The 23,816-nt window shown below is 62.6% G+C and carries 25 protein-coding genes and 3 pseudogenes; 14 read left to right on the top strand and 14 right to left on the bottom strand.

The genetic code is table 11. The features are described 5' to 3' along the window. Positions 1 to 6: 6 nt before the first annotated feature. From H9L14_RS05295 to H9L14_RS05285, 3 genes are read right to left on the bottom strand one after another with little or no spacing between them, the layout of a single operon-like run. Positions 7 to 267: a DUF1467 family protein gene (locus tag H9L14_RS05295; protein WP_187709503.1), complete on the bottom strand. Its 261-nt coding sequence runs from the start codon at positions 265 to 267 to the stop codon at positions 7 to 9. Next, positions 267 to 1,904, bottom strand: coding sequence for a ribonuclease J (locus H9L14_RS05290; protein WP_187709502.1), 1,638 nt, complete (start codon positions 1,902 to 1,904; stop codon positions 267 to 269). The genes H9L14_RS05295 and H9L14_RS05290 overlap by 1 nt, the downstream gene beginning before the upstream one ends. Further along, positions 1,905 to 2,684 (bottom strand): type III pantothenate kinase, encoded by a 780-nt coding sequence (locus tag H9L14_RS05285; RefSeq protein WP_187709501.1) that lies wholly within the window; start codon positions 2,682 to 2,684, stop codon positions 1,905 to 1,907. It abuts the gene before it with no gap. Positions 2,685 to 2,736: 52 nt separating this feature from the next. Here H9L14_RS05285 and H9L14_RS05280 point away from each other — a divergent pair, with 52 nt between their 5' ends. Both H9L14_RS05280 and H9L14_RS05275 read left to right on the top strand, forming a co-directional pair. After that, positions 2,737 to 3,111, top strand: a complete 375-nt coding sequence (locus H9L14_RS05280) for a DOPA 4,5-dioxygenase family protein (RefSeq protein ID WP_187709500.1) — start codon at positions 2,737 to 2,739, stop codon at positions 3,109 to 3,111. Between the two features lie 48 nt (positions 3,112 to 3,159). Further along, entirely contained in the window at positions 3,160 to 3,486 is a 327-nt protein-coding gene (locus tag H9L14_RS05275; protein WP_187709499.1) for a hypothetical protein, read from the top strand. Between the two features lie 3 nt (positions 3,487 to 3,489). On the opposite strand, the gene H9L14_RS05270 is transcribed toward H9L14_RS05275, so the two are convergent. The 4 genes from H9L14_RS05270 to fsa are packed head-to-tail and all read right to left on the bottom strand — an operon-like array spanning position 3,490 to position 7,362. Then, positions 3,490 to 4,422 carry a tyrosine recombinase XerC gene (locus tag H9L14_RS05270; protein ID WP_246444490.1) on the bottom strand — a complete coding sequence of 311 codons (933 nt, stop codon included), beginning with the start codon at positions 4,420 to 4,422 and terminating at the stop codon, positions 3,490 to 3,492. After that, on the bottom strand, positions 4,398 to 4,967 hold the full coding sequence (locus tag H9L14_RS05265; RefSeq protein WP_187709498.1) for a DUF484 family protein: 570 nt from the start codon (positions 4,965 to 4,967) through the stop codon (positions 4,398 to 4,400). The genes H9L14_RS05270 and H9L14_RS05265 overlap by 25 nt, the downstream gene beginning before the upstream one ends. 53 nt (positions 4,968 to 5,020) lie before the next feature. After that, complete coding sequence (locus tag H9L14_RS05260) at positions 5,021 to 6,655, bottom strand: tetratricopeptide repeat protein (RefSeq protein ID WP_187709497.1); 1,635 nt, start codon at positions 6,653 to 6,655, stop codon at positions 5,021 to 5,023. Between the two features lie 53 nt (positions 6,656 to 6,708). Further along, complete coding sequence (fsa, locus tag H9L14_RS05255; protein ID WP_187709496.1) at positions 6,709 to 7,362, bottom strand: fructose-6-phosphate aldolase; 654 nt, start codon at positions 7,360 to 7,362, stop codon at positions 6,709 to 6,711. A 93-nt stretch (positions 7,363 to 7,455) separates the two neighbouring features. Here fsa and H9L14_RS05250 point away from each other — a divergent pair, with 93 nt between their 5' ends. Further along, positions 7,456 to 8,220: an enoyl-CoA hydratase-related protein gene (locus tag H9L14_RS05250; protein WP_187709495.1), complete on the top strand. Its 765-nt coding sequence runs from the start codon at positions 7,456 to 7,458 to the stop codon at positions 8,218 to 8,220. On the opposite strand, the gene H9L14_RS05245 is transcribed toward H9L14_RS05250, so the two are convergent. The 3 genes from H9L14_RS05245 to H9L14_RS05235 are packed head-to-tail and all read right to left on the bottom strand — an operon-like array spanning position 8,213 to position 10,352. Beyond that, positions 8,213 to 8,617, bottom strand: coding sequence for a TadE/TadG family type IV pilus assembly protein (locus H9L14_RS05245; protein ID WP_187709494.1), 405 nt, complete (start codon positions 8,615 to 8,617; stop codon positions 8,213 to 8,215). The genes H9L14_RS05250 and H9L14_RS05245 overlap by 8 nt on opposite strands. After that, positions 8,614 to 9,072, bottom strand: coding sequence for a TadE/TadG family type IV pilus assembly protein (locus H9L14_RS05240; protein ID WP_187709493.1), 459 nt, complete (start codon positions 9,070 to 9,072; stop codon positions 8,614 to 8,616). Before H9L14_RS05240 ends, H9L14_RS05245 begins: the two co-directional genes overlap by 4 nt. Continuing rightward, positions 9,069 to 10,352, bottom strand: a complete 1,284-nt coding sequence (locus tag H9L14_RS05235) for a pilus assembly protein TadG-related protein (RefSeq protein WP_187709492.1) — start codon at positions 10,350 to 10,352, stop codon at positions 9,069 to 9,071. Before H9L14_RS05235 ends, H9L14_RS05240 begins: the two co-directional genes overlap by 4 nt. Positions 10,353 to 10,581: 229 nt before the next feature. On the opposite strand from H9L14_RS05235, the gene H9L14_RS05230 reads away from it, so the two are divergent. From H9L14_RS05230 to H9L14_RS15665, 9 genes are all read left to right on the top strand, one after another. Beyond that, a complete protein-coding gene (locus H9L14_RS05230; RefSeq protein ID WP_187709491.1) occupies positions 10,582 to 11,823 on the top strand; it encodes a toxic anion resistance protein in 1,242 nt (413 codons plus the stop codon). Then, positions 11,783 to 12,508, top strand: a complete 726-nt coding sequence (locus tag H9L14_RS05225) for a hypothetical protein (RefSeq protein ID WP_187709490.1) — start codon at positions 11,783 to 11,785, stop codon at positions 12,506 to 12,508. The genes H9L14_RS05230 and H9L14_RS05225 overlap by 41 nt, the downstream gene beginning before the upstream one ends. Before the next feature lie 69 nt (positions 12,509 to 12,577). Next, a complete protein-coding gene (locus H9L14_RS05220) occupies positions 12,578 to 14,140 on the top strand; it encodes a hypothetical protein (RefSeq protein WP_187709489.1) in 1,563 nt (520 codons plus the stop codon). Beyond that, a complete protein-coding gene (locus tag H9L14_RS05215; protein WP_187709488.1) occupies positions 14,101 to 14,499 on the top strand; it encodes a hypothetical protein in 399 nt (132 codons plus the stop codon). The genes H9L14_RS05220 and H9L14_RS05215 overlap by 40 nt, the downstream gene beginning before the upstream one ends. A gap of 58 nt (positions 14,500 to 14,557) precedes the next feature. After that, entirely contained in the window at positions 14,558 to 14,926 is a 369-nt protein-coding gene (locus tag H9L14_RS05210) for a hypothetical protein (RefSeq protein WP_187709487.1), read from the top strand. Next, positions 14,923 to 15,078, top strand: coding sequence for a hypothetical protein (locus tag H9L14_RS05205; RefSeq protein ID WP_187709486.1), 156 nt, complete (start codon positions 14,923 to 14,925; stop codon positions 15,076 to 15,078). The genes H9L14_RS05210 and H9L14_RS05205 overlap by 4 nt, the downstream gene beginning before the upstream one ends. 1 nt (position 15,079) lies before the next feature. Next, positions 15,080 to 15,586, top strand: a complete 507-nt coding sequence (locus tag H9L14_RS05200; RefSeq protein WP_246444489.1) for a hypothetical protein — start codon at positions 15,080 to 15,082, stop codon at positions 15,584 to 15,586. Continuing rightward, positions 15,583 to 15,783, top strand: coding sequence for a hypothetical protein (locus tag H9L14_RS15670; protein WP_246444488.1), 201 nt, complete (start codon positions 15,583 to 15,585; stop codon positions 15,781 to 15,783). Before H9L14_RS05200 ends, H9L14_RS15670 begins: the two co-directional genes overlap by 4 nt. Before the next feature lie 23 nt (positions 15,784 to 15,806). Then, on the top strand, positions 15,807 to 16,496 hold the full coding sequence (locus tag H9L14_RS15665) for a hypothetical protein (protein ID WP_187709485.1): 690 nt from the start codon (positions 15,807 to 15,809) through the stop codon (positions 16,494 to 16,496). Between the two features lie 150 nt (positions 16,497 to 16,646). Here H9L14_RS15665 and H9L14_RS15660 read toward each other — a convergent pair. Beyond that, positions 16,647 to 17,695, bottom strand: a pseudogene (locus tag H9L14_RS15660) (CaiB/BaiF CoA transferase family protein); the annotation flags it as partial. Continuing rightward, entirely contained in the window at positions 17,692 to 19,278 is a 1,587-nt protein-coding gene (locus H9L14_RS05185; protein ID WP_187709484.1) for a phytoene desaturase family protein, read from the bottom strand. The pseudogene H9L14_RS15660 and the gene H9L14_RS05185, both read right to left, overlap by 4 nt. Before the next feature lie 160 nt (positions 19,279 to 19,438). Between H9L14_RS05185 and H9L14_RS15655 the strand changes: the two are divergent. Together H9L14_RS15655 and H9L14_RS05175 are read left to right on the top strand one after the other, a co-directional pair. After that, positions 19,439 to 19,756, top strand: a pseudogene (locus tag H9L14_RS15655) (hypothetical protein); the annotation flags it as partial. Between the two features lie 235 nt (positions 19,757 to 19,991). Continuing rightward, complete coding sequence (locus H9L14_RS05175; protein ID WP_246444487.1) at positions 19,992 to 20,768, top strand: S41 family peptidase; 777 nt, start codon at positions 19,992 to 19,994, stop codon at positions 20,766 to 20,768. On the opposite strand, the pseudogene gorA reads toward H9L14_RS05175, so the two are convergent. Both gorA and pgi read right to left on the bottom strand, forming a co-directional pair. Then, positions 20,769 to 22,107: pseudogene (gene gorA / locus H9L14_RS05170) on the bottom strand (glutathione-disulfide reductase). An 84-nt stretch (positions 22,108 to 22,191) separates the two neighbouring features. Continuing rightward, positions 22,192 to 23,691 carry a glucose-6-phosphate isomerase gene (pgi, locus tag H9L14_RS05165; protein ID WP_246444486.1) on the bottom strand — a complete coding sequence of 500 codons (1,500 nt, stop codon included), beginning with the start codon at positions 23,689 to 23,691 and terminating at the stop codon, positions 22,192 to 22,194. Positions 23,692 to 23,816 lie beyond the last annotated feature (125 nt).

Genomic DNA, 23,816 nt, shown 5'->3' with positions numbered 1-23,816 from the left:
GTTGGTTTAGTTATAGAAGTCCAGATCGTCGGCTGTGATCCAGCCGTACGTCCAGTTCACGTAGTAGATCCCAAACAGCACCAAGGCGAGCAGCGCCGCCTTGAGCAAGTGGCGTTTGAGATCGAACTTGTGCGGCGCGCTATCCGCCTGCCCCGGCACTTTCTTCGCTCCCACCTCTTCGTGAGTTCTCACTCCGAACGGGAGCAGAAAGAAGGCACTCGCCGCGAAGAACAGGAAGTAGATGGCGGAGATCGACGTCCACTTCATCAGTTGGAACGCACCAGCATCACATCCACGACCGGTTTCTTGCCAGTCCAGGCCGTCGCGCATCGGCGCACCGCGAGCCGTACCGCTTCCCGAAGCTGATCTTCCGATGCCGACGGATTGAAAGCGCGTTCGGCGGAATCCGTCGCATCGATGATGAAGTCTTCGCGGTCTTCCTCGATCGGAACGCCGAAAGGCCGAATGATTGGCTTCCCGGCAAGCTCGCCATTCGAGCCAACCGGAACGGCTACTGAAATCAATCCGCTGAATCCGAGCCGCCGGCGCTCGGTAATAGTGGAACCATCGGCGGGCAGGATTACGTCGCCATCCAGGACCAGGCGCCCGACCCGAACTTCGCTCAATTTTGTGGGACCATCCGGCGCGAGGCGGACGACGTCGCCATTCTTCTGCAGTGCCGCCTTCGGTACTCCATGGGAGAGCGCGAAACGGGCATGCTCCGCCATGTGCCGTGGCTCGCCGTGGACCGGGACGATAATTTCCGGGCGGATCCAGTCATACATCTGCGCCAGTTCCGGCCGGCCGGGGTGCCCAGACACGTGCACATGCGCCTGACGGTCGGTGACGATGATCACGCCAAGGTCGGAAAGCGCATTCATGATGCGGCCGATCGCCGCCTCGTTCCCGGGAATGATCTTCGACGAGAAGATCACGGTGTCGCCCTCGGTCAGCTTGATATCGTGGTTGCCGAGGGCAATGCGGCCGAGCGCTGCGCGCTGCTCGCCCTGGCCGCCAGTCGCCATGATCAGCACTTCCTTGCGGGGCAGCCGCATGGCCTCATCGAACCCGATGATCTCCGGGAAATCGAGAAGATAGCCGGTAGCCTTCGCTACGCGCACGATGCGGTCCAATGACCGCCCCGCCATGCAGACTCTTCGGCCGGTCTCGTTCGCTACCCGGCCAATCGTCTGCAAGCGGGCGGCGTTCGACGCGAACGTGGTGATGACGACGCGTCCCCGCGCTCTGGCAACCTCGTTGCGAAGTCCTTCGTGCACGCCTGCCTCGGACCCCGACGGAGCGTCCTGAAAAACGTTCGTGGAATCGCAGACGAGGGCAAGAATGCCTTCCTCGCCAACCCGCTCCAGCGTCTCATGGCTTGACGGCTCCCCAAGGACAGGCGTTTCGTCGATCTTCCAGTCGCCCGTGTGGAAGATGCGCCCGTGCGGAGTGTCGATCAGCAGCCCGTTGCCCTCGGGAATCGAGTGAGCGAGCGCGATGTAGGTCAGCTTGAATGGGCCGATCTCGAAGCTCGCATCGCGGGCAATGACATTGAGCTTCACCTGCCCGGTGAGGCCCTCTTCCTCCAGCTTTTCGGCGATCAGCCCAGCGGTGAAGGGCGTCGCGTAGAGCGGTGCCTTCAAGTCGGCCGCGAGATAGGGGATCGCGCCAATATGGTCCTCATGACCGTGCGTGAGGACGATGCCGGCCAGCATGTCCCGCCGCTCCTCGATGAAATCGAGGTCTGGCAAGATGAGGTCGATGCCCGGATAATCGGGATCGGCGAAGGTCAGGCCGAGATCGACCATCAGCCACTGGCCCTGCGTACCGTAGAGATTGACGTTCATGCCAATCTCGCCCGACCCGCCGAGCGCGCAGAACAACAGCTCTTCGCCTGGAGTCATTTAAGCCGACGCAACCTTTTGATGCAGCAGGCTCAACCCCTGGATGGTCAGGTCGGGCTCAACCGCGTCGAAGAGATCGGTTTGCTTGTCGAACAGCGTCGCAAGCCCGCCAGTGGCAATGACTCTTACCGGCCGCCCGATTTCACTCTTCAGGCGCTCCACCAGCCCTTCCATCATCGCGACATAGCCCCAGTAGATGCCTATCAGCATCTGGCTGTCCGTAGTTCGGCCGATGACAGACTCATCCGCCGGAACCTCGATGGCAATGCGGGGAAGCTTGGCCGCAGCGTTCACCAGTGCATCCAGAGACAGGTTGATACCAGGAGCGATGATTCCGCCTTTGTAGGCACCGTTATAGTCGACGATGTCGAAGGTCGTGGCCGTCCCGAAGTCGATGACAATCACGTCGCCCGGACATTTGTCGTGTACGGCAATGGCATTGAGAGCGCGGTCGGCACCGACGTTCTGCGGCTCGTCGACGTCGAGCGCAATCGGCCAAGCCGCCCTCCCCTCGCCCGCGATGAGCGCCTCGACACCAAAATACTTGCTGGCGAGAACCTCGAGATTGTGGGTCGCTCGTGGAACAACCGTCCCGATTATTGCCGCCGTGACGTCAGCCTTCGAATAGCCTTCGAGCTCAAGCAACTGATGAAGCCAGACAGCATATTCGTCACCCGTCCGCCGGGGGTCGGTCGCAATCCGCCAACGCGTCTTGATCTCGCGCCCAGCGACGAGCGCGAAGACGACATTCGTATTGCCCGCGTCGATGGCTAGCAGCATGGTTGCGCCCTAGCCGCACCGGCTATTGTTCACAACTTGGCGGTGGATCGAGATGAACCTGCCCGACGACGCGCCCTATCATGCGCATATCTACTTCAAGCCGGATCAGCAAAGCACGGCCGAGGAACTGAAAGGCCGATTTGAGGCTGAGCCGGACATAATCTTCGTGGGCGTCATCCAGGACAAGTCCGGGCCTCACCCGCTTCCACAGTTCGAAGTGCATTTCCGAAGACAGTCGCTTGCACGTGTTCGGGAACTGATCCTCGCGTCGGGCTCGCGGGCGTTGGTCCATCCGCTTACTGAAGACGATCTCGCCGACCATACCAGTCTTGCGGAATGGTTTGGGGAACCTCTCGACCTCGATCTCACGACACTCGATCCGCCCGGAATGAACAAGGGTATCGAACGTTTCGGATCCGCGGCTTGAGGCTTGCGGTCATCGTCGATGGAGGTGCTGTCCAGCGCTTCGCCCTCAATGCGCTCGACACGGTCCGGAACCGACGAGATCTCAGTCTACACCTGCACTAATACTCGAATTCGCAAGCGCTGGTTTCGCCACGCCGCGTATTACGCGCTGAATCTGATTACCGTCCGCAACCGGCTAACACGCAGCGTTCCAGTCGGATGGGAGGCAGCACCATCGAGCAGGAGGGCCGCCTTTATTTCGGCCGGAAAGATCCGCTTCTATCTCAAGCATGCCCTGAACCCGGAGATCCTGCCGGTCTCCGAGCCGGCCAATCGATATTATCCGTACCTGATTGCAATCCCGTCGGATCGAAAGGACAGATTCGATCTGACTTAGCTCTCAAGCGCGCGGATGGGCGTGGCGATAGACGTCGAGCAACCGTGCAGCGTCAACGGCAGTGTAAATCTGTGTCGAAGACAGGCTGGCGTGTCCAAGCAGCTCCTGAAGGGCCCGAAGGTCCGCTCCCCGTGCGAGGAGATGCGTCGCAAAGCTGTGGCGCAAGGCGTGCGGCGTAAGCGTGTCCGGTAGCCCCAGCCGCTTGCGCGCTGCCGCGACCGCCCGGCGGACTAGATCAGGATTGAGCGGCCCGCCGCGGGCGCCGACAAAAAGAGGCGCGTCACGCTCGATTGGCCAAGGGCATTGCCTCACATAGTCCTCAATGGCCTCGCGAATGGCTGGCATGATCGGGACCACGCGTGTCTTGGACCGCTTGCCGGTCACTCTCAGGGCCTGGCCGATGGGGCGCACCCCGCCGGTAAGCGAAAGCGCCTCGGCCACACGGAGTCCGGCTCCGTAGAGCAGCAGCAGGATCGCGAGGTCACGCGCCCCGATCCACCCTTCCGAAGCGGCCTCCGATGCATCTTCTGCGAGCGCGACCGCCTCGTCGGGTGCGACCGGGCGAGGCAAGGTTCTCGGACGGCGCGGAGCGCGAGTGCGCGGCAGTTGCGGCAATTCGCCTTGCTGCTCTGCGGCGTAAGTCAGGAAGTTGCGAACTGCCGACAGCTCTCGAGCGGTGGAGGACGCGCCTAAACCCTGTCGGCGGCGTTCGGCAAGGAATGCGCGCAGGTCCTGAGCATTGATCGTCAACAGATCGCCCTCGCCGATCGCATCGCCGCGGTAAGTACCGAGAAACTCGATCAGCCGATGCGCGGTCGCGACGTAGGCGCGGCCGGTGTGCTGCGAGCGCCTGCGATCGTGGAGGAGATACCCTTCCCAGCGCACGACCAGGCCGCGCGCCGGATGATCGGTCAATTGTCCGGGTTCACCAGCCACCGGCGGATGATAGCGGCAAGGCTCCGGCCTAGGAACATCAGTAGTTCAGACCCGTGACGCGCATCGAGATCCAGCTCGGAACGCTGGCCCAGCGCGATCAGACCGACCGGAAGCGGCGGGTCGCATTCGATGCGGATGAGGGCTTCAGAGCGGATCAGGTCGCAGGCAGGGCCGAACAAGGGATGCCCATGCTCCACCTTACGCATCGAGACGCCCTCGACCCGTTCAATCGAACGGAGAAGAAGCTGTGGCTCTACCTCATGAATGCCATTGCCATCGGCGCGAAAGGCCTTGTCCCCTACAATCAGGGCTAGCGCCACAGCATCGATGCCGAGGATCAGCGGCCATTCCTGCGTGACGACGTGAAGAAGATCGTCGACGCTGTCCGCTTCGATCGCTGCGAGAACCGCCTCATGAATCGCGGAAACGGCGCCCGAATGACCACGCGCGAACGCGATCAGGTCCTGATTGGCTTCCTCGACCGCGCCAAGACGGGCGCGCAGACGCGCCAACGCGTGGTCCTTGAAGGGGATCACCGATGCCATACCCATAATGGTACGCTGGGGACGGTTAATTTCCTACAACCCGCCCTTGAAGGTCAGCGAGCGGCAAGCTTGGCTGCTTCCCGGGCCTCGACGACCTCGGCACGCTTGCCCTCGCCTCCCTTGGTCACGTCCGCAAGCTCGGCGTAATAACGGCTGGCTTTCGCCGTATCGCCCGCAAGCTTCGCGGAGTGCGCAGCGCCGTAAAGACCGGCAAGGCGGCGCGGAGCGCGCTTCAGCGACGCCTCATACTCGACCAAGGCGTCCGCCGGGCGGCCTGCTTCAATCAACATTTCACCGAGCTGCTCACGTGCAGGAAGGATGTTCCCCGGCGTCACCGGATGCTTTTCGGTGGCGTCGTCGAGGTCTGCAGCGGCACGCATGGCTGAAAGCGCCTCGTCCTTTTTGCCGTCGGCATATGTCGTCCAGGCTCCAGCGATCTGGCGCTCAATGGAAACCTGCTTCCGCCAGTCATAGGTTCCGGAGGGAACGACGAGCGTGTCCTCGATTGCCTTGAGCTTGCCGACTTCGTCTCGAGCAAGCGCAACATCTCCGCTTCGAGCCGCACCAATCGCACGGCCGAAATGAATATGTGCCTGACCCCACCGGAAATTCTCGAGCGGAGAAAGCTTTAGGACGTTGTCGGGTATCTGCAGGGCCGCAGCTTCCTTCCAGCGTCGATTCTCGAGCAGGATACGGACTGGAATGGCCGTCGCGGCGTAAGCGACCGAAAAGATCGGCTCATCGACCTTCTGCATCCGGCTCAGATCGCCAAGGACTTGCTGGGCTTTCGCCTCTTGGTCCGTTTGAAGGTAGGCGTAGGCTAGATAATCCATCGCGTGCAGCTCTTCCCGGGACGCCCCGACGAACCCCTTCTTCTTCATGAGCTCGCGGGCGGCAGCTTCAGACTTCAGGTTCGACGCAATCGAGTCATCCCACATCCCAAGCCTCGTGAAGATATGGGAAGGCATGTGCTGCGCGTGAGGCGAGTCCGGAGCGATGCTCGCGTATCTCTTCGCCGCCGGGACCGCCAACTCAGCAAGCGGCGGATAGTCGAAGCCGTGGATCAAGTAATGCGCGACGCCGGGATGGTCCGGCTCCTCCTTCAGCACGGCGTTCAGGATCGCCGCAGCATCCTTCTCGCGCGTGAAATTGGGATCATTGTCCAGCGTTCCGGCAGCAATCTGCGAGAGGGCGTAGAAGACTGCCGCCTCGCGGTCGGCGGGGTAATGCCGATGCACTTCCGCCATGGCAGCGTTGTAGGCAAGCGCCCGTGTCTTGTGATCGGGCTTGTCTGAATCCCGATAGAAGCTGGCGATCGCGGCGACATATTCGCGCTCTCGCTCGGTCTTTGCCGGTGTTGCCTGTGCCGCGGCGACTGCAGCACGGCCCCGCTCCATCTCGGCCTTCGTCGGAGGCGCCCACAGCGGGTGGTAGAGGCTCATCGCGGCGCCCCAATGCGCGATCGAGCAGGACGGATCGGCCGCCGCGGCCTCGTTGAACGCGGCTTCCGCCTGCTCGTACTCGAAGGAGTGAAGCCAGGTTACGCCGCGCTCGAAGATTGCGTGCGCTTGCGGGCTGCAGCTGGTCTGGAAGCTAACTCGGCCGATCTGCTCCGAATGGAGGTGCTCGTGATCGTGCGGAACCGCCTGAGCAAATGCCAAAGCGGAGATGAGAAGAAGCGCGTTCATCGGCAAGACCTCCCGCGCCGCCGATATCATAGCGCGGGCCTTGCCGTCAGTGCTTAGCCTATCTTCTGGCCGGTCTTTTCCCAGTCGGCGAGGAAGCTCTTGATTCCGCTGTCGGTCAGCGGGTGCTTGAACAGCTGGTGGATAATCTTCGGAGGCGCCGTCATGACGTCAGCGCCGATCTTTGCCGCTTCGACAACGTGCATCGGGTGACGAACGCTCGCGACCAGAATCTGAGTCGCATAATCGTAATTGTCGTAGATCAGCCGGATATCGGCGATCAGCGCCATTCCGTCGAAGCCGACGTCGTCGTGGCGGCCGACGAATGGAGAAATGAAGGTCGCGCCGGCCTTCGCCGCGAGCAGCGCCTGCGCCGCCGAGAAGCAGAGCGTGACGTTGACCATCGTCCCATCACTGGTGAGCGCCTTGCAGGTCTTGAGACCGTCCTCGGTCAGCGGGACCTTGATCGCGATATTGTCCGCGATTTTCCGAAGGACTTCAGCCTCGCGCATCATCCCCTGATGATCGAGCGCGACAACTTCGGCCGAGACGGGGCCCTCGACCACGCCCGCGATTTCCTTCACAACTTCCAGGAAGTCCCGCCCCGACTTGTGAATGAGCGACGGGTTCGTCGTCACGCCGTCGAGCAGTCCCGTGGCTGCAAGGTCGCGGATTTCTGCAATCTCGGCGGTGTCGGCGAAGAACTTCATGATTTGCTTCAATCCCGGCTTTAGTGAATTTGGGGCCGCATAGCCGGTGAAGTCGGGTCCGTCACCCGATTCGGACCGGCGCGGGAGGGCCCAATGAGCGAGCACGTCCTGGTCGAGCGAAAAGGCGACGTCCTCGCGATAATCCTCGCCCGGCCTGATCGGCGCAACGCGATCACCGTTGCCATGTATGCAGCACTCGCCGACGCCGTCGAAAGCGCCGCTGGCGATGACAATGTTCGCCTGATCACGCTTCGTGGCGAAGGACAGGACTTCACCGCCGGCAACGACCTCGGAGATTTCATGGCCGAGCTGCCCCGCGACGGATCCGACATTCCTGTCTGGCGCCTGCTGCGGGCGCTGGCGAAGAACCAGGTGCCGATCGTCGCGGCGGTCCACGGCAATGCGGTGGGCATCGGCACGACGATGCTGTTCCATTGCGACTTCGTCATCGCAGAGGAAGGCACTCGTTTCTTGATGCCGTTCGTGGACCTGGGTCTGGTTCCGGAAGCCGCGAGCTCGCTGATCCTACCGAGACTGGCGGGACGTCGGAGGGCGGCGCGCTACTTGCTGCTCGGCGAGCCCTTTGGACCGGAGGAAGCGCTTGACTTCGGCCTGGTCAGCCACGTCGCTCCCGCCGGTCAGCTGCAATCGATCACCGAAAAACTGGTGGCAAAGCTGAAAGCCAAGCCGGCGGAAGCGCTCCGCCTGACGCAGCGCCTACTTCGGCGCGGGAATACCGACGAATTGCTCGAACGAATGGAGCTCGAGAACGGTCATTTTTCGGAACGTCTGACCTCGACGGAAGTCCGCGACGCGATCAACGCCTTCTTCGCCGCGAGGGCGAAGCCCGTCAGCTGACGGTGTAAGCGCGCTTCGAGCGGGTCAGCGTGACCGTCGGGCCGTTGAAGAAAATGAAGTTCATCTTCTTCGTGTAGGTGATCGACAAATCCTTGTATCCCGCACCGGTAACCGGATCGGCGACGGTGAAGGCGCCGTCTCCCTTGCCGAACAGCTTCGTCGTCATCCGCGACTTGATCGCAGCGTCGGTCGGCACGTTATTCGCCGTGTAGCGCTCATAGAGCGTTGCCATGCGCGCGCCTTCACCAAGGGCGTGCTGCATGCCGGCATTCGCCTGGTAGAGCAGGCCGACCTGAAAGAGGCCGTAGATCATTGAGACGAGGATGGGCAATGCCAGCGCCATCTCGATGGCAGCGGCACCGCGGTCGTCCCGCTTCAGGCGCAAGAACTTCATCATTGCGTCCTCATTCCTGTCTTGCCCGTGATCGTGAACGTCCCGTCGGAGTTCGCACGCGGATAATATTTCGACCGGAACATTGGCGTGAAGGTGCCCCGCACGGAGACCGTCACCCAGCGGGCGTAGGTCTGGCCGCTCGTGCAGACCGACTCGTAGTTCGAAGCGCGCGCTCCATCGCACTCGAGCCAAAAGTCGATGGTGACATTGCTCGTTGGCACGCCCGCGGCCGTGGCAGCCTCACTCTGCAGTGTGCCGTAGGTGCTCGTACTTGTCTGGTAAGCCTGGACCTTCTCGATCGCACGCTGCGCGGCCTGCTCCAGCTTGAGCTTGTAGGAATAGGCGCGGCTGAGATCGACCATGCCGATCAGCAGCGAGGCCAGAATGGGTGCGACAAGCGCAAGTTCGATGATCGAGGCGCCGCGGTCATCGCGCGCGAGACGTGCGAAGCGGATCATTCGACCATCCTTATCTTTTTGCCGGTGAAGGAGGATGCTCCGGACCCGGCGGGGCAAGTATTCGAAACTGCGCTATTCCCCGTGAACTTGACCGTCCAGGACACGATCTGCAGGCAGTTCGTATTCATTCCGGACGTGCCGTTGAAGGTGAGGTCCGCCCGCGGGAAGTACAATGCACCTTCAAACTTGGACGCACTGTTACCGTTCACGGTCTGCGAGTTACTTAGCGTGGCCCGCCGATCCTGGTAGAATAGAATTCCTTTGTAAGTCCCTGACGTGGGTGCCACGATATTGATGTTCGCCCCGCCGTTCATTTGCACGCCGCCGATGGTGGCGGTGGAGCTGGGGTCGCGGTTCGTCAAAACAAATGTGCAACCAGTGCAGCTGACGCTGGCTTGCGAGGTTGTCGTGATTGAGCCGGCATCGAGAATGTAGACTCCCGGATTGAGAGTCACATTTCCCTTGAGGTTCAAGCTGCTGTAGCAGCCAGGGTCCAAGGTCGCACTGTTGTTCGGATTTACCGTAACGCTCGGACAGGCGCCCGCCGGGAAATCTGACGCCGAAGGCGCCGGCACGTTCGCGAACGGATCATCCTGCGCCAGCGTAAATGGTTGAAGAACCGTGCCCGTGCCCCAGTTGTCGCTGGCCGGAATGCCTCCAACTGCCGCGATCGGACTTGCTGCTACGCTCGCATTGCCCGTGGCAACGGCGGCCGACATTGATGTCGAATTGGTAATCATGCCGCAGCCCAGGTTGACTACGGTGCTGCCCGTCGCATCGATTCCGGTCACCGGCAGGTTCACGAGGCTCTTCACGCAGTAGTCGCCGCTCGGGACGATCGTCGCCGTGGCCGTTGCAGTGATTGTCGGAGCCGCGTTCATGAACATTCCGGAGAAGCTCAGCTTCTTCTGGATTGCGAGCGCGACCCGGACGGCATTTGCGTCGGCCGTGTAGCCGCCGACCGATGGAGGATTCGTGACCGTGCAGGTTGTCGGTATGCCGACCTGATTGTTCTTCTTCAGGTCGTAGGCAACCGGATTTGCGTAGGTCGAACCAGCAATGTCCGCGCAGGTGCCGACCGCTTTTCCGGAGGCAATGGCATAGACGCCCGCTGCAGCAGCGGAATCCGCCGCGCGCTGAAGCTGCCGCTTCCAGAGCGTCCACTGGATCGTATCGCTCGCCAGACCTGCGGAACCCAGCACGAGCGGGAGCGCAGCGCCTGCAATAGCCAGAGTGTTCCCGCGGCGGTCGCGCCAAAGGCGCTTGAGTGACGAGATCATTCGAAGATCCTCAGGCAATCGGTGCGCATTCCACGCCTCTACGACCGTCACGGTGATCGAAACGTTCAAAGTTTCGGTTAACGAGAGCTAACTCTGTTGTGCTTCCAGCGTCGCTTGAAGAGCGGCGTATTATGCCTATAATACAGTGGAAGTTGTCGCTTGCGCGGCGTAGGGCAGATGTTCACACCCTGCCCACTCGCGCCGGCGACTGGATGACGAGGAACTTGAGATGGCCACGGAACCCACGACCGAGACCAAGACGGACACGACGCTGAAGCTCGATCCGCCGGAAGCGTTAAACCCGATTGCGCCAGCGGAGGCGGCGGGGCTCGTTCCACTAAAGGCTGAAGAGACGACCGAGCTCGACAAGCGGGTCGCGCAATTCGTTGCCGAGCTGGCGGCGCTGGACTCCAACAGCCCCGAATTCGGCAAGAAGGTCGACCAGCTGACGGCGATGGGCCGCAAGGAGATCTCCGAAGCGGCAGGCGCGTCGAACCGTTTCCTCGACCGGCCGGTGAAGGCGATCGACAAGGACACGGGCATTGGAGCGGACCTGACCGAGCTCCGCCGCACCGTCGAGTCCCTGGACCCGAAAGAAGCCACCAAAACCCGCAAGCTCCTCGGGATCATTCCCTTCGGCAACAGCGTCGATCGATATTTCGACAAGTATCGCAGCTCCCAGACGCACATCTCGAAGATCCTCGGCAGCCTCGCCAATGGCAAGGACGAGCTGCTGATGGACAATGCGGCGATCGACACCGAGCGCGCGGGCCTGTGGAAGACCATGCACAAGCTCGAGCAGATGGTTCACATCTCCAAGAGTCTCGACAAACAGCTCGAGGAGAAAGCCAACGAGCTCGACGCGACCGATCCGGCCAAGGCGAAAGCCATTCGCGAAAGCGCGCTGTTCTATACGCGCCAGCGCACGACCGACCTGCTGACGCAGACGGCGGTCACCGTTCAGGGCTACCTCGCTCTCGACCTGGTCAAGAAGAACAATGTCGAGCTGGTGAAGGGTGTCGACCGCGCGTCCACCACGACCGTCTCCGCGCTTCGCACGGCCGTCACCGTCGCCCAGGCGATGACGAACCAGAAGCTCGTCCTCCAGCAGATCACGGCGCTGAACACGACGACCGCGGGAATGATCGATTCCACCGGCGAGATGCTCCGCACCCAGACTGGTGCGATCCACGAGCAGGCAGCCTCGTCGACTATCCCGATCGAGACCCTTCAGCGCGCCTTCCAGAACATTTACGAGACAATGGACCAGATCGACCGGTTCAAGCTCCAGGCGCTCGACAACATGAAGCAGACGGTCAACACGCTCTCGTCAGAAGTCGAGAAGTCGAAGGGTTACATCGCCCGCGCAGAGGGAGTGAACCAGGCGAAGCTCGAGGGTGCCCCTCGCCGCTCACGCCCATTGAAAGCAAATGAGCACAGAACGCTTCGACAAGGTCATCGCACGCGCTGACCGCGTCATGCGGCAGCTCGACGAGCGCGACGGCGCCGTACGGGAAGCCGCGCGGCGTGAGCGCGAGCGGGTGAATGCCGACATGATGCGCCGGATCGGGCGAGTTGGCGTCGCGATCGGCGTGATCAGCCTCCTCACTATTGTCATTGGAATCATCACTCCGATCGGAATGTTCGGCTTTCTCGCGGCCGTGGGCGTCGCGATCGGAATTGCCGCACTTCTGGCCTTCATGCCGAGCGGCAAGAGCAATGCGACGGCACCGACGGCGGATCTGCCGAATGGCCAGATGGTCCAGCGCTTCGATTCCTATATCTACCGGCAGCGTCCGGCTCTCCCTGCGCCCGCACGCGCGGAGTTGGACGCGATCAGCCGCATCCTGCCATCGCTGAAACAGACACTCGAGCGGATCGACGATTTGAACCCGGATGCGCAGGACGCCCGGCGATTGATGTCCATGCACCTCCCGGGCCTGATCGACCGCTACGTCAACGTGCCGCCCGCCTACCGCAACCAGCGCGATGGCGAAGACGTGAGCGTCGACGAACGTCTGGTCGAGGGCTTGCACGCGGGCCGCGGCGCGCTCGAGGAGATTTCCGAGAAGCTTGCCCGGTCGGATGTCGCAGCCCTCGAAACGCAGGGCCGCTTCATCAAGAGCCGCTACGGCCAGGAGCGCATCGACAGTTAAGGCCTGCTGTTCCCCCGCGGGCCTCGTGCTATTGAGGTTCTGGGGCAGGTAATGGGGCATGACACTGGCATGGCGACAGATTCGGTAGCTAGCGCCGACGCTGTCCGCCTTTCCCCGGCGCGGCTGCCCGACAAGATCCCGGATCTGAGCCGTCGTGGGCTTATTCTTTTCCAGCTGATCTGGATTCCGGCTCTGCTACTGGCGGTTGCTGGGCCACTTGCCGGCATATGGTTACGCTTTGACCAGTCGGGCGAGAATTCCGCGCTGATAGTCGGCAGTCGCATTGGACTTGGACTTTCCGAAGACGACCTGACCAAGGTCCGCTTCCCGATCGGCAAGGCTGCGAAGGCCGCGGGTGTGAAGGCCGGAGACGACATCGTTGCGATCGACGGCACGCCGGTCGCGAGGGTCGTTCCCATCTCGAAGCGCGGGCTCGCTCAGCCGCACGATGCGACGGACATGGACTATGCCTTGTTCACCCCGATCATCGAGGGCGGAGATGAGTCCGACTATACGATCCGGCTTCGATCCCGGGACGGTAGCGAAAAGAACTTTCGGGTTCGACCGGGTGAGGATCACATTGGACAGGCCGCCAGCTCCGTCGGCTTTCCGCCGGTCCTCCTGAGCGTCGTCGACCTTCTGCACCTGCTCACCTACCCATTCCTGCTGTTTGCGGCGTGGATCCTGCATCGGCGAAAGCCGGAGGACCTGATCAGTTCGGTCCTGTCCCTCGCGATCCTCCTGACGATTGCCGCTGAACAGCCAAGCGCCGGGTTCCTGACGTTCGTCCTACACCTGCCGGAATGGGCCCATCGCACGCTCTACGACGTGGGCAACATCTGTTTGCTCGCGGGCGTGCTGCTGTTCCCCTTCGGGCAGCTTCGTCCGCGCTTCGTGATCGTTCCACTTGCCCTATTGCCGGTCCTCTTCCTGCTGGAAGGCGAATGGTACCGGGCGGTCTTCATGCTGTTCATGGCGGTCGCCGTAGCGACCTTGTTCGCCCGGCTCCGCGAGACGCCACCCGGTGATGCCCGTCAGCAGATCAAATGGGCCCTGTTCGGCTTCTCCGGCTATGCGGTCTTCCTTGCATCGGCCCTGGCCGCGGACGCCTTCAAGCTCCAGGTCGGATCGTTTGGCAGCCAACTCCTGCTGGAGCTCCTCGGTGGCCTCAGCTTCGGCCTCGCCTTCCTTTGCCTTCAGCTCGGGCTAATGGTCGCGCTGCTGAGGTTCCGGCTCTACGACGCCGAGGTCGTGATCAGCCGGTCGGCAACGTTCGCGCTGGTGACAGTGTTCATCGGCGGGATCTTTGCGGCGAGCAACGAGGCCGTGAAGGTCTTTATCCAGGGCCTCTACGGGCCGAACGCGGGACAGTCTCCGGGCATCTTTGCGGCGGCCGTCGCTACTGTCCTTGTCACCCCGGCGCAGGAGCGCATCCAGCGCTGGTCCGAGCAGCGATTCCAGCGCAATCTCGTCAGGCTTAGGGAAGACCTCCCATCGTTTCTGCGCGAACTTCGCGAGAGCGCCTCGATCCAGGAACTGCTCGACGACACGCTTAAACGGATCGAGTCCGGGTTCGGACGACGCGCATTGCAGTGCTTGTCGACGGCGCGGTCGCTGCCGCGCGCGGGATAGACGCCAAATCGGTGAAGCAGTGGCTCAAGGAATTCGACCCGGACTCCTGCCGCGATGCTCTGTGCAGCACGTCGGACAAGACCTTTCCCGTGCGTGTTCCACTCCAGGCGCGAGCGGACGACGGCGAGTGGATCGGATGGCTCCTCGTCGGACCGCGCCCGGACGGCTCGCTGCTCAGCAAGGACGAGCAGAATGCGCTGGTCGACGTGGCGGCCCCGATCACCAGGGCCGTGCGGATCGTCACTCGACGTGAACTGCGTGAAAAATCGCTGATCGAGAGGATCGAGGCAATCGAAGCGCAGCTTTCGAAAGGGCCGCCCCGGTTTGCTCCGAAAAGGGAAAAAACCGTTAATCGCTAATCGATTGACCGGGTTATAACCGAGGCATAGTTTGCCGTCTGCTCTGGGGTCCCGAGTCATGTTTCGCGTATCCATCATTGCGGCTCTGCTGCTGGCTGCCCCAGCGACGCTGACGATTCCAGTCGGCGCCGCGATTGCCCAGGCCGACGGGCAGGAGCCCGGCCAGGAGCAATGCGCCGACAATCCGCAGAAAAAAGCCAAAAGGTCTATGTTCGGCAACGTCCTCGGAGGCATTGCCGGAGGCATTCTCGGCCGTGCGGGTGGCATAGCAAGCAGCCTGGTCCCGGTAAGCTCGATCGTCGCGGACGAATTGCTGAAGCTGCTCGACTGCAAGGAGCAGAAACAGGCCGCGGACGCGACCAACCAGGCCATTGAGGGGGTGTCGGCACCGAAATCAAATGGAAGAGCGAGTCACGCAAGAACGTGACCGGCTCATCCAAGGTTACGGGTTCTCAAAAGCTGGCGGACGGTAGCCAGTGCATGACCGTGACGGACGTGGTGATCATCGATGGTGAAGAAACCACCGTTCCGAAGAAGATGTGCCGCGGAAAGGGCGACAGCGGCTACAGGAAGGCGTGACTTGGCAGCGCTTTCGTTATTGATCGCGGCGGCGCTCGCAAGTGCGAACGCGGAGGCCGCGGTGGGTTCGACGCCCCGCGATCCGCTCAACCCGACTTGCCCAAAGGTTCTCGACTGGTCGACCTATCGCCAGATGCGCTTTTCGCTGTTCGAGACGGAAGCACGTCGGATCCTGAGGGCGGAAGGCATGATCGACGCGGATGCCGCGACACGGCTTGCGGACGCGCTGAAGCAATATGAACCGGTCGATGAAATTTGGCTTAGATCGCCGGGCGGTGACGCGCGGGTCGGCAACAAGGCCGGTACGATCATCCGCAAGCAGGGCATACCGACCAGGATACCACCCGGGTGGGCTTGCTTCTCGGCCTGCAATTTCATGTTCATGGGCGGGCCGATCCGCTTCATCGACGACGGCGGCCTGTTCGTGGTCCACATGTTCACGCATCTCGCCGACAAGGATGCGGTCCATGCGGAGATCTCTCAGGGGCCGACAAAGCGACGGCGTTGATCGGCGATGTCGAGCAGGACTCGGCCATGCTCGCGAGCGAGGACAACGACTTCCTCATCAAGATGGGCGTGTCGCGAAAACTGCTGACCGAAGTGATGTACCAGCAGAAGGCGGTCGCATCGGACGCCGACAGGTCAACCCGACGCTGCCTGACCGCCAAGGAAACAATCAAGTACAATGTCGCGAACGCCCAGTGAGGCGTCGCGGGGGGAGGCGCACGATGACGTGGCGAACACTTCTGACTGCTTGGACGACGGGTTGCTGCGTGGCGATCGCGGCCCCTGCCCTGTCGAAGGCGTTGGTCGTCCGCTCGGCAGGTCCGTCAGCAAATGCCTACCCGCCGGGCAAGGCATTGCCGGACAGCGCCAAGATTTCGCTGAAGCCCGGCGACAGCGTCACGATTCTCGGCCCGAACGCCACCAAGACCCTTCGTGGGCCCGGCACTTTCCCGGCGTCCTCATCGAGCGCGGAAGGGCTTGCGATGGCGGCCGCCCGCCGCACGCGCTTCGGCGCCATGCGCTCCGGCGACCTCGCTCTCAATCCGAGCCCGTGGAACCTCGACATCAGCCAGAGCGGGACGATCTGCATCGCCAAGGGCAGCCCGCTCAAGATGTGGCGGCCGTCGTCGGAGGACGCCGCGAAGCTCATCATCACGCTTTCGTCGGGCAAGGCAACGACGGTCAACTGGCCGGCCGGCAAGTCGACGATAGATTGGCCCGCTGCACTGCCGATTAGCGAGGGCGTGGATTATCAGCTGGCACTGAAGGACGGTCCAAGCCCCGAGAGCGTCCGATTTTCGCTGATGCCTGCCCTCCCGTCCGACGCAGTGGATACCGCCGAAGCGCTCATCCAGCGCGGCTGCCAGAACCAGCTGGACGTTCTGGTCGCCGAGCTCGGCGACGGCGAATAGGCTAGCCGACCACTCCAGCCGACCGGAGCCGCTCGACCTCCGAGCCGTCCAGCGCCAACGACTCAAGAACTTCCTCTGTGTGCTCGCCGAGCGCGGCGGTGGCAGATCGGTATCCGTGCGGTCTCCATCAATTCGCATGGGTGAGCCAATGAGCGGTATTCCCGTCATGGTACGGATCATGTGCCGGTGCCGAGCCTGAACGTCCGCGAGAGCCTCGCTGATCGTGTTGATCGGACCGGCGGGGATGCCCGCCGCGTCGAGCTGCTCGAACCACTCGGTCGCCGGCTTCTGGCGAATGCACTCGCCGATCAGCCGCACCATCTCGGTGCGATTGCCGACGCGGGCGGCGTTGGTCGAAAAACGCTCGTCCGTCGTCCATTCCGGATGGCCGCACAGTTCAGCCAATTTCCCGAATTGCCGATCATTTCCGACGGCGACGATCAAAGGTTTGTCGGCGGCCTCGAACGGCTGATACGGAACGATATTCGGGTGCGTATTGCCCTGCCGCGGCGGGTCCTTGCCAGACACCAGCGCGTTCGAAACCTGGTTGGCGAGCACTGCGATCTGCGTGTCGAACAGAGCCATGTCGACATGCGCGCCCTCGCCCGTGCGCTCGCGGCGAAACAGGGACGCCAGGATGGCGGTCGCGGTGTACATGCCGGTGAACAGGTCGACCACCGCAACGCCCACGCGCAGCGGCCCGCCGCCCGGCTGCCCGTCAGGAAGGCCGGTAATGCTCATCATCCCGCCCATCCCCTGGATGATGAAATCGTATCCGGCGCGGTCGGCGTAGGGCCCATCCTGACCGAAGCCGGTTATCGACGCGACGATCAGGCGCGGATTGGCTGCCCGAAGGCTTTCGGCGTCGAGCCCGAACTTCTTCAGGCCCCGACCTTGAAGTTCTCGACGACGATATCGCTCCGCTCGGCGAGCTTGCGGACGAGCGCGGCGCCCTCCGGCTTGGCGAAGTCGATCGCAGCCGACTTCTTCCCGCGATTGGCGCTCAGAAAGTAAGCCGCGACCCGCTCCTCGCCTTCACCGTGCCACGGCGGACCCCAATGCCGCGTGTCGTCGCCTGCACCCGGCCGCTCGATCTTGATCACTTCCGCGCCGAGATCGGCGAGAAGCTGCGTGCACCAAGGCCCCGCGAGAACGCGCGAGAGGTCTAGGACCCGGATGCCTGCAAGCGGCGCTGTCACGGTTTCCGTCTGCTCCAGGGCTTGCGGTCGGCGAGAACGGCCTGCGCGGCGTTGTGGCCGGGAGCCCCGGTAACGCCGCCCCCGGGGTGCGCGCCCGATCCGCAGAGATAGAGGCCCTTCAGAGGCATGCGGTAATCCGCCGCACCGATCATCGGCCGAGCGCTGAACAGCTGGTCGAGGCTCATCTTGCCGTGGAAGATGTCGCCGCCGACCAATCCGAACCGGCGCTCTAGGTCGAGCGGCGAGTGGATTTGCCTTCCGATGACCGACTTGGCGAAGCCCGGCGCATGGGAATCGACCGTCGCGATGATCGCGTCCGCCGCCTTTTCGCGTTCTTTGTCCCAGCTTCGGCCCGGGCCGAGGTTGAAGCGAAAATGCTGGCAGAATAGCGACGCGACGTGCTTTCCCTTCGGCGTCAGCGTGGAGTCAAGCGTCGACGGGATCAGCATTTCCACGACCGGCTGCTTGGTCCAGCCGTTGTTCTCGGCATCCAGCCAGGCCTTGTGCATGTAGCCGAGGCTCGGCGCCATGATGATGCCGGCGGTCAAATGATCGCCCTTCTTCGGGAGCACCGTGAACTTGGGCAGCTCCGACAGGGCCACGTTCATCCGGAAAGTCGCGCTTTCGCCCTTCCAGTGATGCATGCGGTTGTGGACGTCCGCATCGACCGCTCCCTGCGGAACGAGCTTGTCGAACAGCAGCTTCGGGTTGACTCCGGCGACGACCGTATCGGCGCGCCAGGCCTTGCCTCCCGCCACGACGCCGACGGCCTTGCCGTTCTCGACAATGATCTCTTCGACTGGCGTGCCAAGCAGGATGTCCGCGCCCTTCTCACGCGCAGAACGGGCCATGGCCTGGGTGATCGAGCCCATGCCGCCGATCGCATGACCCCATGCTCCTGGAACGCCCGCGGCCTCGCCGAAAAGGTGGTGCAGCAGAACGTAGGCGCTGCCAGCCGCGTACGGAGACGCGAAGTTGCCGACGACACCGTCGAAACCGAACAGGGCCTTCACGATGTCGGTCTCGAAATAGCGGTCTAGGACCTCGCCCGCGCTTCGAAGGGCGAAATCATGAACGACGCGCGTCTCGCCAAGCGACAGCCCGGCCATGTCCTTGCCGAGCGTCAGGATCTTCGGAATGGCACTGAGTCTTGCACCAACATTCGGCGGGGAACGCAGGAGCCATTTCTTCAGAAGATCGACGACCGCATCTAGGTCCGCAATGTAGCGGTCGTACCCTTCTGCATCCTTCCTCGAGTGGCGGGCGATCTCCTTGCGGGTCAGGCCATTTCGGCCGGAGAGCAGATAGTCGCCGTCGCCAGGTAGGAAATTATCAGTCTTGCGGAGCACTACCTTGAGGCCGTGGCGTTCCAGATCGAGGTCGCGAATGACCTTTGGGTTCAGCAGGCTGACGGTGTAACTCGCGGCCGAGTTGCGGAAGCCGGGCAGGAATTCGTCCGTGACCGCCGCACCACCGACCGTGTCGGACGCCTCGAGGACGGCAACCTTCAGCCCCTTCGCTGCGAGATAGTAAGCGCAGGTCAGGCCGTTGTGGCCCGCGCCGATGATTACAACGTCGTGCATCAGATCCCCACCGGTGTTCGCCAGAGCCTATAGTGAGGCCCCCGCGCCGCCGCCAGTCGAAGTCTCCGTGCCAAAATCTGGCACGGTCGGGCCTGTCTTTGCGCACCACGCGCAGGCGTATTAGTCTAATAATACGCCAGACACGATTTCGGAGCGGGAAATGAAGATTATGACGGCACTGGCCGGCGCGGCAGCGCTCGCACTGATCCCAGCGAACGCCGGCGCGCAGGCGCAGGAGGCGACGACCGCAACGCAACCCTCGATCGATGCGAAAGCGGTCGTCGCCGATGTCCGGCGCATCCTCAACGAAAACTACGTCCTGCCCGAACTTCGGCCTCAACTCGATGCCGCCCTTGCGAAGGGCCTGGACGACGGCCGGTACGACGTGACCGACGCGGGGGCGCTGGCCGAACGGATCAACTCCGACCTGGAGGCGGTGGCGCACGACCATCACCTTGGCATGCACTTCGATCCCAAGCAATCGGCGGAGCTGGCCGCTCGCCCGGCCGGGGCCGGCGCGGACGACGCCCCGCCGAGCGCGGAGGAAATCCGGTTCGCGGACCGCCTCAATCACGGAATTCTGCAGCTGAAAGTGCTGCCCGGCAACATCCGCTACATGGAAACGATCGGCTTCTTCTGGGCGGCGATAAGACCAAGGAAGTCTACGACAATGCGATGCGCTTCCTCAAAGGGGCGACGCGATCATCATCGACATGCGCAAGAACGGCGGCGGAAGCCCCGACGCGGTCCAGTACATGATCAGCCACTTCCTCCAGCCGAACACTCCGATCGTGACATTCTACATGCGCGGCCAAAAAGGCGACACGTGGAAGAGCCTCGGCTCGCTTCCGGCTGGCAGCCTGGCTGGGAAGCCGCTGTACGTGCTGACTGGCGGCCGTAGCGCCAGCGCGGCGGAGGAATTCATCGGGCATGTGAACGGCTTTAAGCTCGGCGAACTGGTCGGCGAGAACACTGCCGGCGCAGGCTATCGGAACGAGTTCTTCCCGGTCGCGGGTGGCTACGTCATCAGCGTTTCCGTCGGACGGGCCGTGCTCGCCTCGACGGGGAAGGACTGGGAAAAGGTCGGCATCGCTCCAACGATCAAGGCGAGCCAGGACAATGCGCTCGAAGTCGCCCAGGTGAACGCCCTCCGGAAGCTCGCGGCAAAGGCGGCGGGACCGGACAAGACCATGCTGGAGGGAAGTGCCCAGGTTCTCGAAGCGCAGCTCACCCCTGTCTCAACCGCTTTGCCGCTGCCGCAATATGTGGGCGTCTATGGGGTCCGCCACATCACGAACGATGACGGTGCTCTCATTTTCCAGCGCGAAGGCGGACCGAAGGGCAAGCTCGTAGCGGTTGGGCCCAACGAATTCGCCTTCGCTGAAGACCCGATGCAGCGCGTGAAGTTCAAGGTCGCTGGAAACAACGCGACCGAGCTGGAGCTGATCCGGGGTGATGGCAGCAGGGTGGTTGCCGCCCGCAACCCCTGATTATCTCATCAGGACGAGCTCTTCCGACATGGTCGGGTGCAGGGCCACGGTCGCGTCGAAGTCGGACTTCTTGAGCCTTGCCTTCACCGCGATCGCGGCGGCCTGCATGATTTCCGGAGCATCCGGGCCGATCATGTGGACGCCTACGACCCTGTCGGTCTCGCCGTCGAGCACGAGCTTGTAGAGCGAGCGCTCGTTCCGACCGGCGAGAACGTTCTTCATAGGCCGAAAGTCGGAGGTGAAGGTCTTTACGGTGCCCAGCCGGTTGCGCGCCTGACCCTCGGTCATTCCAACTCCTGCCAGCGGCGGATGGCTGAACACCGCGCTCGGAATGCAATCATAGTCGACCTGGTGCGGCTTCTTGCCGAAGAAAGTGTCGGCGAAAGCCTGCCCCTCGCGGATCGCTACTGGCGTCAGCTGAACCCGGTTGGTCACGTCGCCGACCGCGAAGATAGACGGCACATTTGTGCGATTGTCTGCGTCGACCTTGATCTCGCCCTTCTCGCCAACGTCGACTCCGGCCGCATCACAGCCTAGGCCTTCGGTGTTCGGCTGCCGTCCGACCGCAAACAATATTTGGTCCGTGTGAATATCGTCGCATCCGGTCATGCGGACGTGGAGCGAGCCATCGTTCCGCTTCTCGATCGCCTCGATCGTCGCGTGAAACTTGAACTCGATCCCCTTCCGGATGGAAATCTGGATCAGCCGGTCGACGACCTGCTGGTCGTAGCCCCGAAGCAGGACGTCCGTCCTGTTCACCAATGTCACATGGCTTCCGAACTGATGGAATATCCCGCGAACTCGTTCGCGATGTAGCCCCCACCGGCAATGATGATGCGCTTCGGCAGCTTCTCCAGATGAAAGGTCTCGTTCGAGCTGATCGCATGCTCGATGCCCGGAAGCTCAGGCATCAGCGGACGCGCACCGGTCGCAATCAGTATCTTCTCGGCGGTGATCGTCTTGCCGGAAGCGAGCCGAACCGAATTCGACCCGATCAACGTCGCGCGCTCCTTGAAGATCGTCACGTCATGGTTGGTCAGCGTTTCGGTGTAAGCGCCTTCCAGCCGGCCGACCTCGCTGAGGACGTTGTCGCGCAGCACCGCCCAGTCAAAGCGCTTTTCCGGCACGTCCCAGCCGAACATGGCAGCGTCGTCGAGGTCCTCAGCGAAGTGCGCGCCGTAGACGAGCAGCTTCTTCGGGACGCAGCCCCGAATGACGCAGGTCCCGCCGACCTTGTGCTCCTCGGCAATTGCGACGCGCGCGCCGTAGCTCGATGCCACGCGCGCTGCACGCACGCCGCCCGATCCGGCCCGATTACGAACAGGTCAAAGTCCGCCATTCCATTCCTCCGATGCGGCTCGTTCTCGCGGAGAACGAGCGGACGCGCCAATGACATCTATGCATCGGTGCGATGCGTTGCGACCTAGAGCCCGGCTCTTTCGATGAGCGTCTTTGTTGACGGGTCGAAGCTTTCATCGTCCGCGGACTCGTCGAGCTTGCGGGCGATTTCCTTGCCCAGCTCGACCCCGAACTGATCGAACGGGTTGATGTCGAGCAAAATGGCGTTCGCGAACGTGCGGTGCTCGTAGAAGGCAATCAAAGCGCCAAGCGTCCGAGCATCCAGCCGATCGAGAAGGATGGTCGTGCTCGGGCGGTTTCCGGGATAGCTGCGATGCGGATCGTCGCTCTTCTTTCCCCGCATCAGCGCAGCGCCTTGCGCGAAGGCATTCAACAACAGCTGACGGTGGTGATCGGGCGGCAGGCTATCCTCGGCCTCGGTAACCGCCAGGAATTCGACGGGGACGAGCACTGTGCCTTGGTGCAACAGCTGGAAGACCGCGTGCTGCGCGTCCGTGCCCGTTCCGCCCCAGGTCACCGGCGCGGACGGTTGGCCGATCGGCGATCCGTCGAGCCTCACCGACTTGCCGTTCGATTCCATCTCGAGTTGCTGGAGGTAGGACGGCAGCAGCCGCAGGCGCTCATCGTAGGCGAAGGCGGCACGCGTCTGGCATTCGAACTTGCGGACGTAGAGACGGTCGATGAATGCAGAAACTAGCGGCGCATTGCTGGCGGGCTCGGCGTATCGGAAATGCCGGTCCATCTCGGCCGCGCCTTCAAGCAATTCCTCAAACGAACTCCAGCCCAGCGCGAGAGCGGCGGAGAAACCGACGGCGCTCCAAAGCGAATAGCGACCCCCTACCCCCTCGCTGAACTGAAGAATGCGCGTCTCGTCGACGCCCGCCTCGACCGCGGCTTCGGGATGAGCAGTCACCGCAATCACTCGGCCAAAGGGATCGTCCACGCCACCCTCTCGAAGCCAGCCAATCGCGGCATTCAGGTTGGACATGGTCTCGGCCGTCGTGAACGTCTTCGAGGCGGCGACGATCAGCGTCGTTTCCGGATCAAGCGTCGAGACGGCATCGTCGAACGCCGCGCCATCGATGTTTGAAAGAAAACGAACCTCGGCCCGTGAACCGTTCCGGCCAAGCGCGTCCACGAGCAAAGCCGGCCCGAGAACGGATCCGCCAATGCCAATGTGAAGAACGCCGGTAATATCGCCGAACGCGCCTGCTTCGATCGCATCGAGAAGGGCGCGCATCCGGCCGCGGCGGCCTGACGCCAACTCGACCGCATCGGGCGCCCCGGTTCCTCGCTCAGCCACATGCTCGGCGGGCCGACCCTCCGTCGCGTTCACGATCTCCCCTGCAAAGAGGGAGTCGCGGGCCGCGGCAAAGTCCTTGGATTCGGCAATTGCGACGAAGCGTTCGAGCAATCCCGCGTCGAGATGCGTCTTCGACCAGTCGAAATAGAGACCGCCGAGTTCGAGCGAGAACGCCGAAAGCCTTCCTTCATCGCGCTCGAAGAGAGCTTCGAGCGATTGCACCTCGTACGCGTCGATCGCGTTCCAGTCTTGGCCTGCCATGGCCGGCGTCATAGTCGGGCTACCCACAAAAACCATCCCCGCTTGACGGCTGGGCCACAGGCGGAAACAAGCACGCGCGATGGCATTAAGCTATGCTCGGCGATCGGGCTCAAGAACCAGCAGAA

The sequence above is a fragment of the Sphingomonas sediminicola genome (assembly GCF_014489515.1).
In the GTDB taxonomy this organism is placed as follows: Bacteria; Pseudomonadota; Alphaproteobacteria; order Sphingomonadales; family Sphingomonadaceae; genus Sphingomicrobium; species Sphingomicrobium sediminicola.
The sequence above is the reverse complement of the archived record's forward strand: the minus strand, read 5'-3'. Positions and strand labels throughout refer to the sequence as shown.

What these genes read in the sequence shown, in the direction of transcription:
- H9L14_RS05295 (WP_187709503.1), bottom strand. Translation starts at nt 267, where the DNA reads ATGAAGTGGACGTCGATCTCCGCCATCTACTTCCTGTTCTTCGCGGCG.
- H9L14_RS05290 (WP_187709502.1), bottom strand. Translation starts at nt 1,904, where the DNA reads ATGACTCCAGGCGAAGAGCTGTTGTTCTGCGCGCTCGGCGGGTCGGGC.
- H9L14_RS05285 (WP_187709501.1), bottom strand. Translation starts at nt 2,684, where the DNA reads ATGCTGCTAGCCATCGACGCGGGCAATACGAATGTCGTCTTCGCGCTC.
- H9L14_RS05280 (WP_187709500.1), top strand. Translation starts at nt 2,737, where the DNA reads ATGAACCTGCCCGACGACGCGCCCTATCATGCGCATATCTACTTCAAG.
- H9L14_RS05275 (WP_187709499.1), top strand. Translation starts at nt 3,160, where the DNA reads ATGCGCTCGACACGGTCCGGAACCGACGAGATCTCAGTCTACACCTGC.
- H9L14_RS05265 (WP_187709498.1), bottom strand. Translation starts at nt 4,967, where the DNA reads ATGGCATCGGTGATCCCCTTCAAGGACCACGCGTTGGCGCGTCTGCGC.
- H9L14_RS05260 (WP_187709497.1), bottom strand. Translation starts at nt 6,655, where the DNA reads ATGAACGCGCTTCTTCTCATCTCCGCTTTGGCATTTGCTCAGGCGGTT.
- fsa (WP_187709496.1), bottom strand. Translation starts at nt 7,362, where the DNA reads ATGAAGTTCTTCGCCGACACCGCCGAGATTGCAGAAATCCGCGACCTT.
- H9L14_RS05250 (WP_187709495.1), top strand. Translation starts at nt 7,456, where the DNA reads ATGAGCGAGCACGTCCTGGTCGAGCGAAAAGGCGACGTCCTCGCGATA.
- H9L14_RS05245 (WP_187709494.1), bottom strand. Translation starts at nt 8,617, where the DNA reads ATGATGAAGTTCTTGCGCCTGAAGCGGGACGACCGCGGTGCCGCTGCC.
- H9L14_RS05240 (WP_187709493.1), bottom strand. Translation starts at nt 9,072, where the DNA reads ATGATCCGCTTCGCACGTCTCGCGCGCGATGACCGCGGCGCCTCGATC.
- H9L14_RS05235 (WP_187709492.1), bottom strand. Translation starts at nt 10,352, where the DNA reads ATGATCTCGTCACTCAAGCGCCTTTGGCGCGACCGCCGCGGGAACACT.
- H9L14_RS05230 (WP_187709491.1), top strand. Translation starts at nt 10,582, where the DNA reads ATGGCCACGGAACCCACGACCGAGACCAAGACGGACACGACGCTGAAG.
- H9L14_RS05225 (WP_187709490.1), top strand. Translation starts at nt 11,783, where the DNA reads ATGAGCACAGAACGCTTCGACAAGGTCATCGCACGCGCTGACCGCGTC.
- H9L14_RS05220 (WP_187709489.1), top strand. Translation starts at nt 12,578, where the DNA reads ATGGCGACAGATTCGGTAGCTAGCGCCGACGCTGTCCGCCTTTCCCCG.
- H9L14_RS05210 (WP_187709487.1), top strand. Translation starts at nt 14,558, where the DNA reads ATGTTTCGCGTATCCATCATTGCGGCTCTGCTGCTGGCTGCCCCAGCG.
- H9L14_RS15665 (WP_187709485.1), top strand. Translation starts at nt 15,807, where the DNA reads ATGACGTGGCGAACACTTCTGACTGCTTGGACGACGGGTTGCTGCGTG.
- H9L14_RS05185 (WP_187709484.1), bottom strand. Translation starts at nt 19,278, where the DNA reads ATGCACGACGTTGTAATCATCGGCGCGGGCCACAACGGCCTGACCTGC.
- H9L14_RS05175 (WP_246444487.1), top strand. Translation starts at nt 19,992, where the DNA reads ATGCGCAAGAACGGCGGCGGAAGCCCCGACGCGGTCCAGTACATGATC.
- pgi (WP_246444486.1), bottom strand. Translation starts at nt 23,691, where the DNA reads ATGGCAGGCCAAGACTGGAACGCGATCGACGCGTACGAGGTGCAATCG.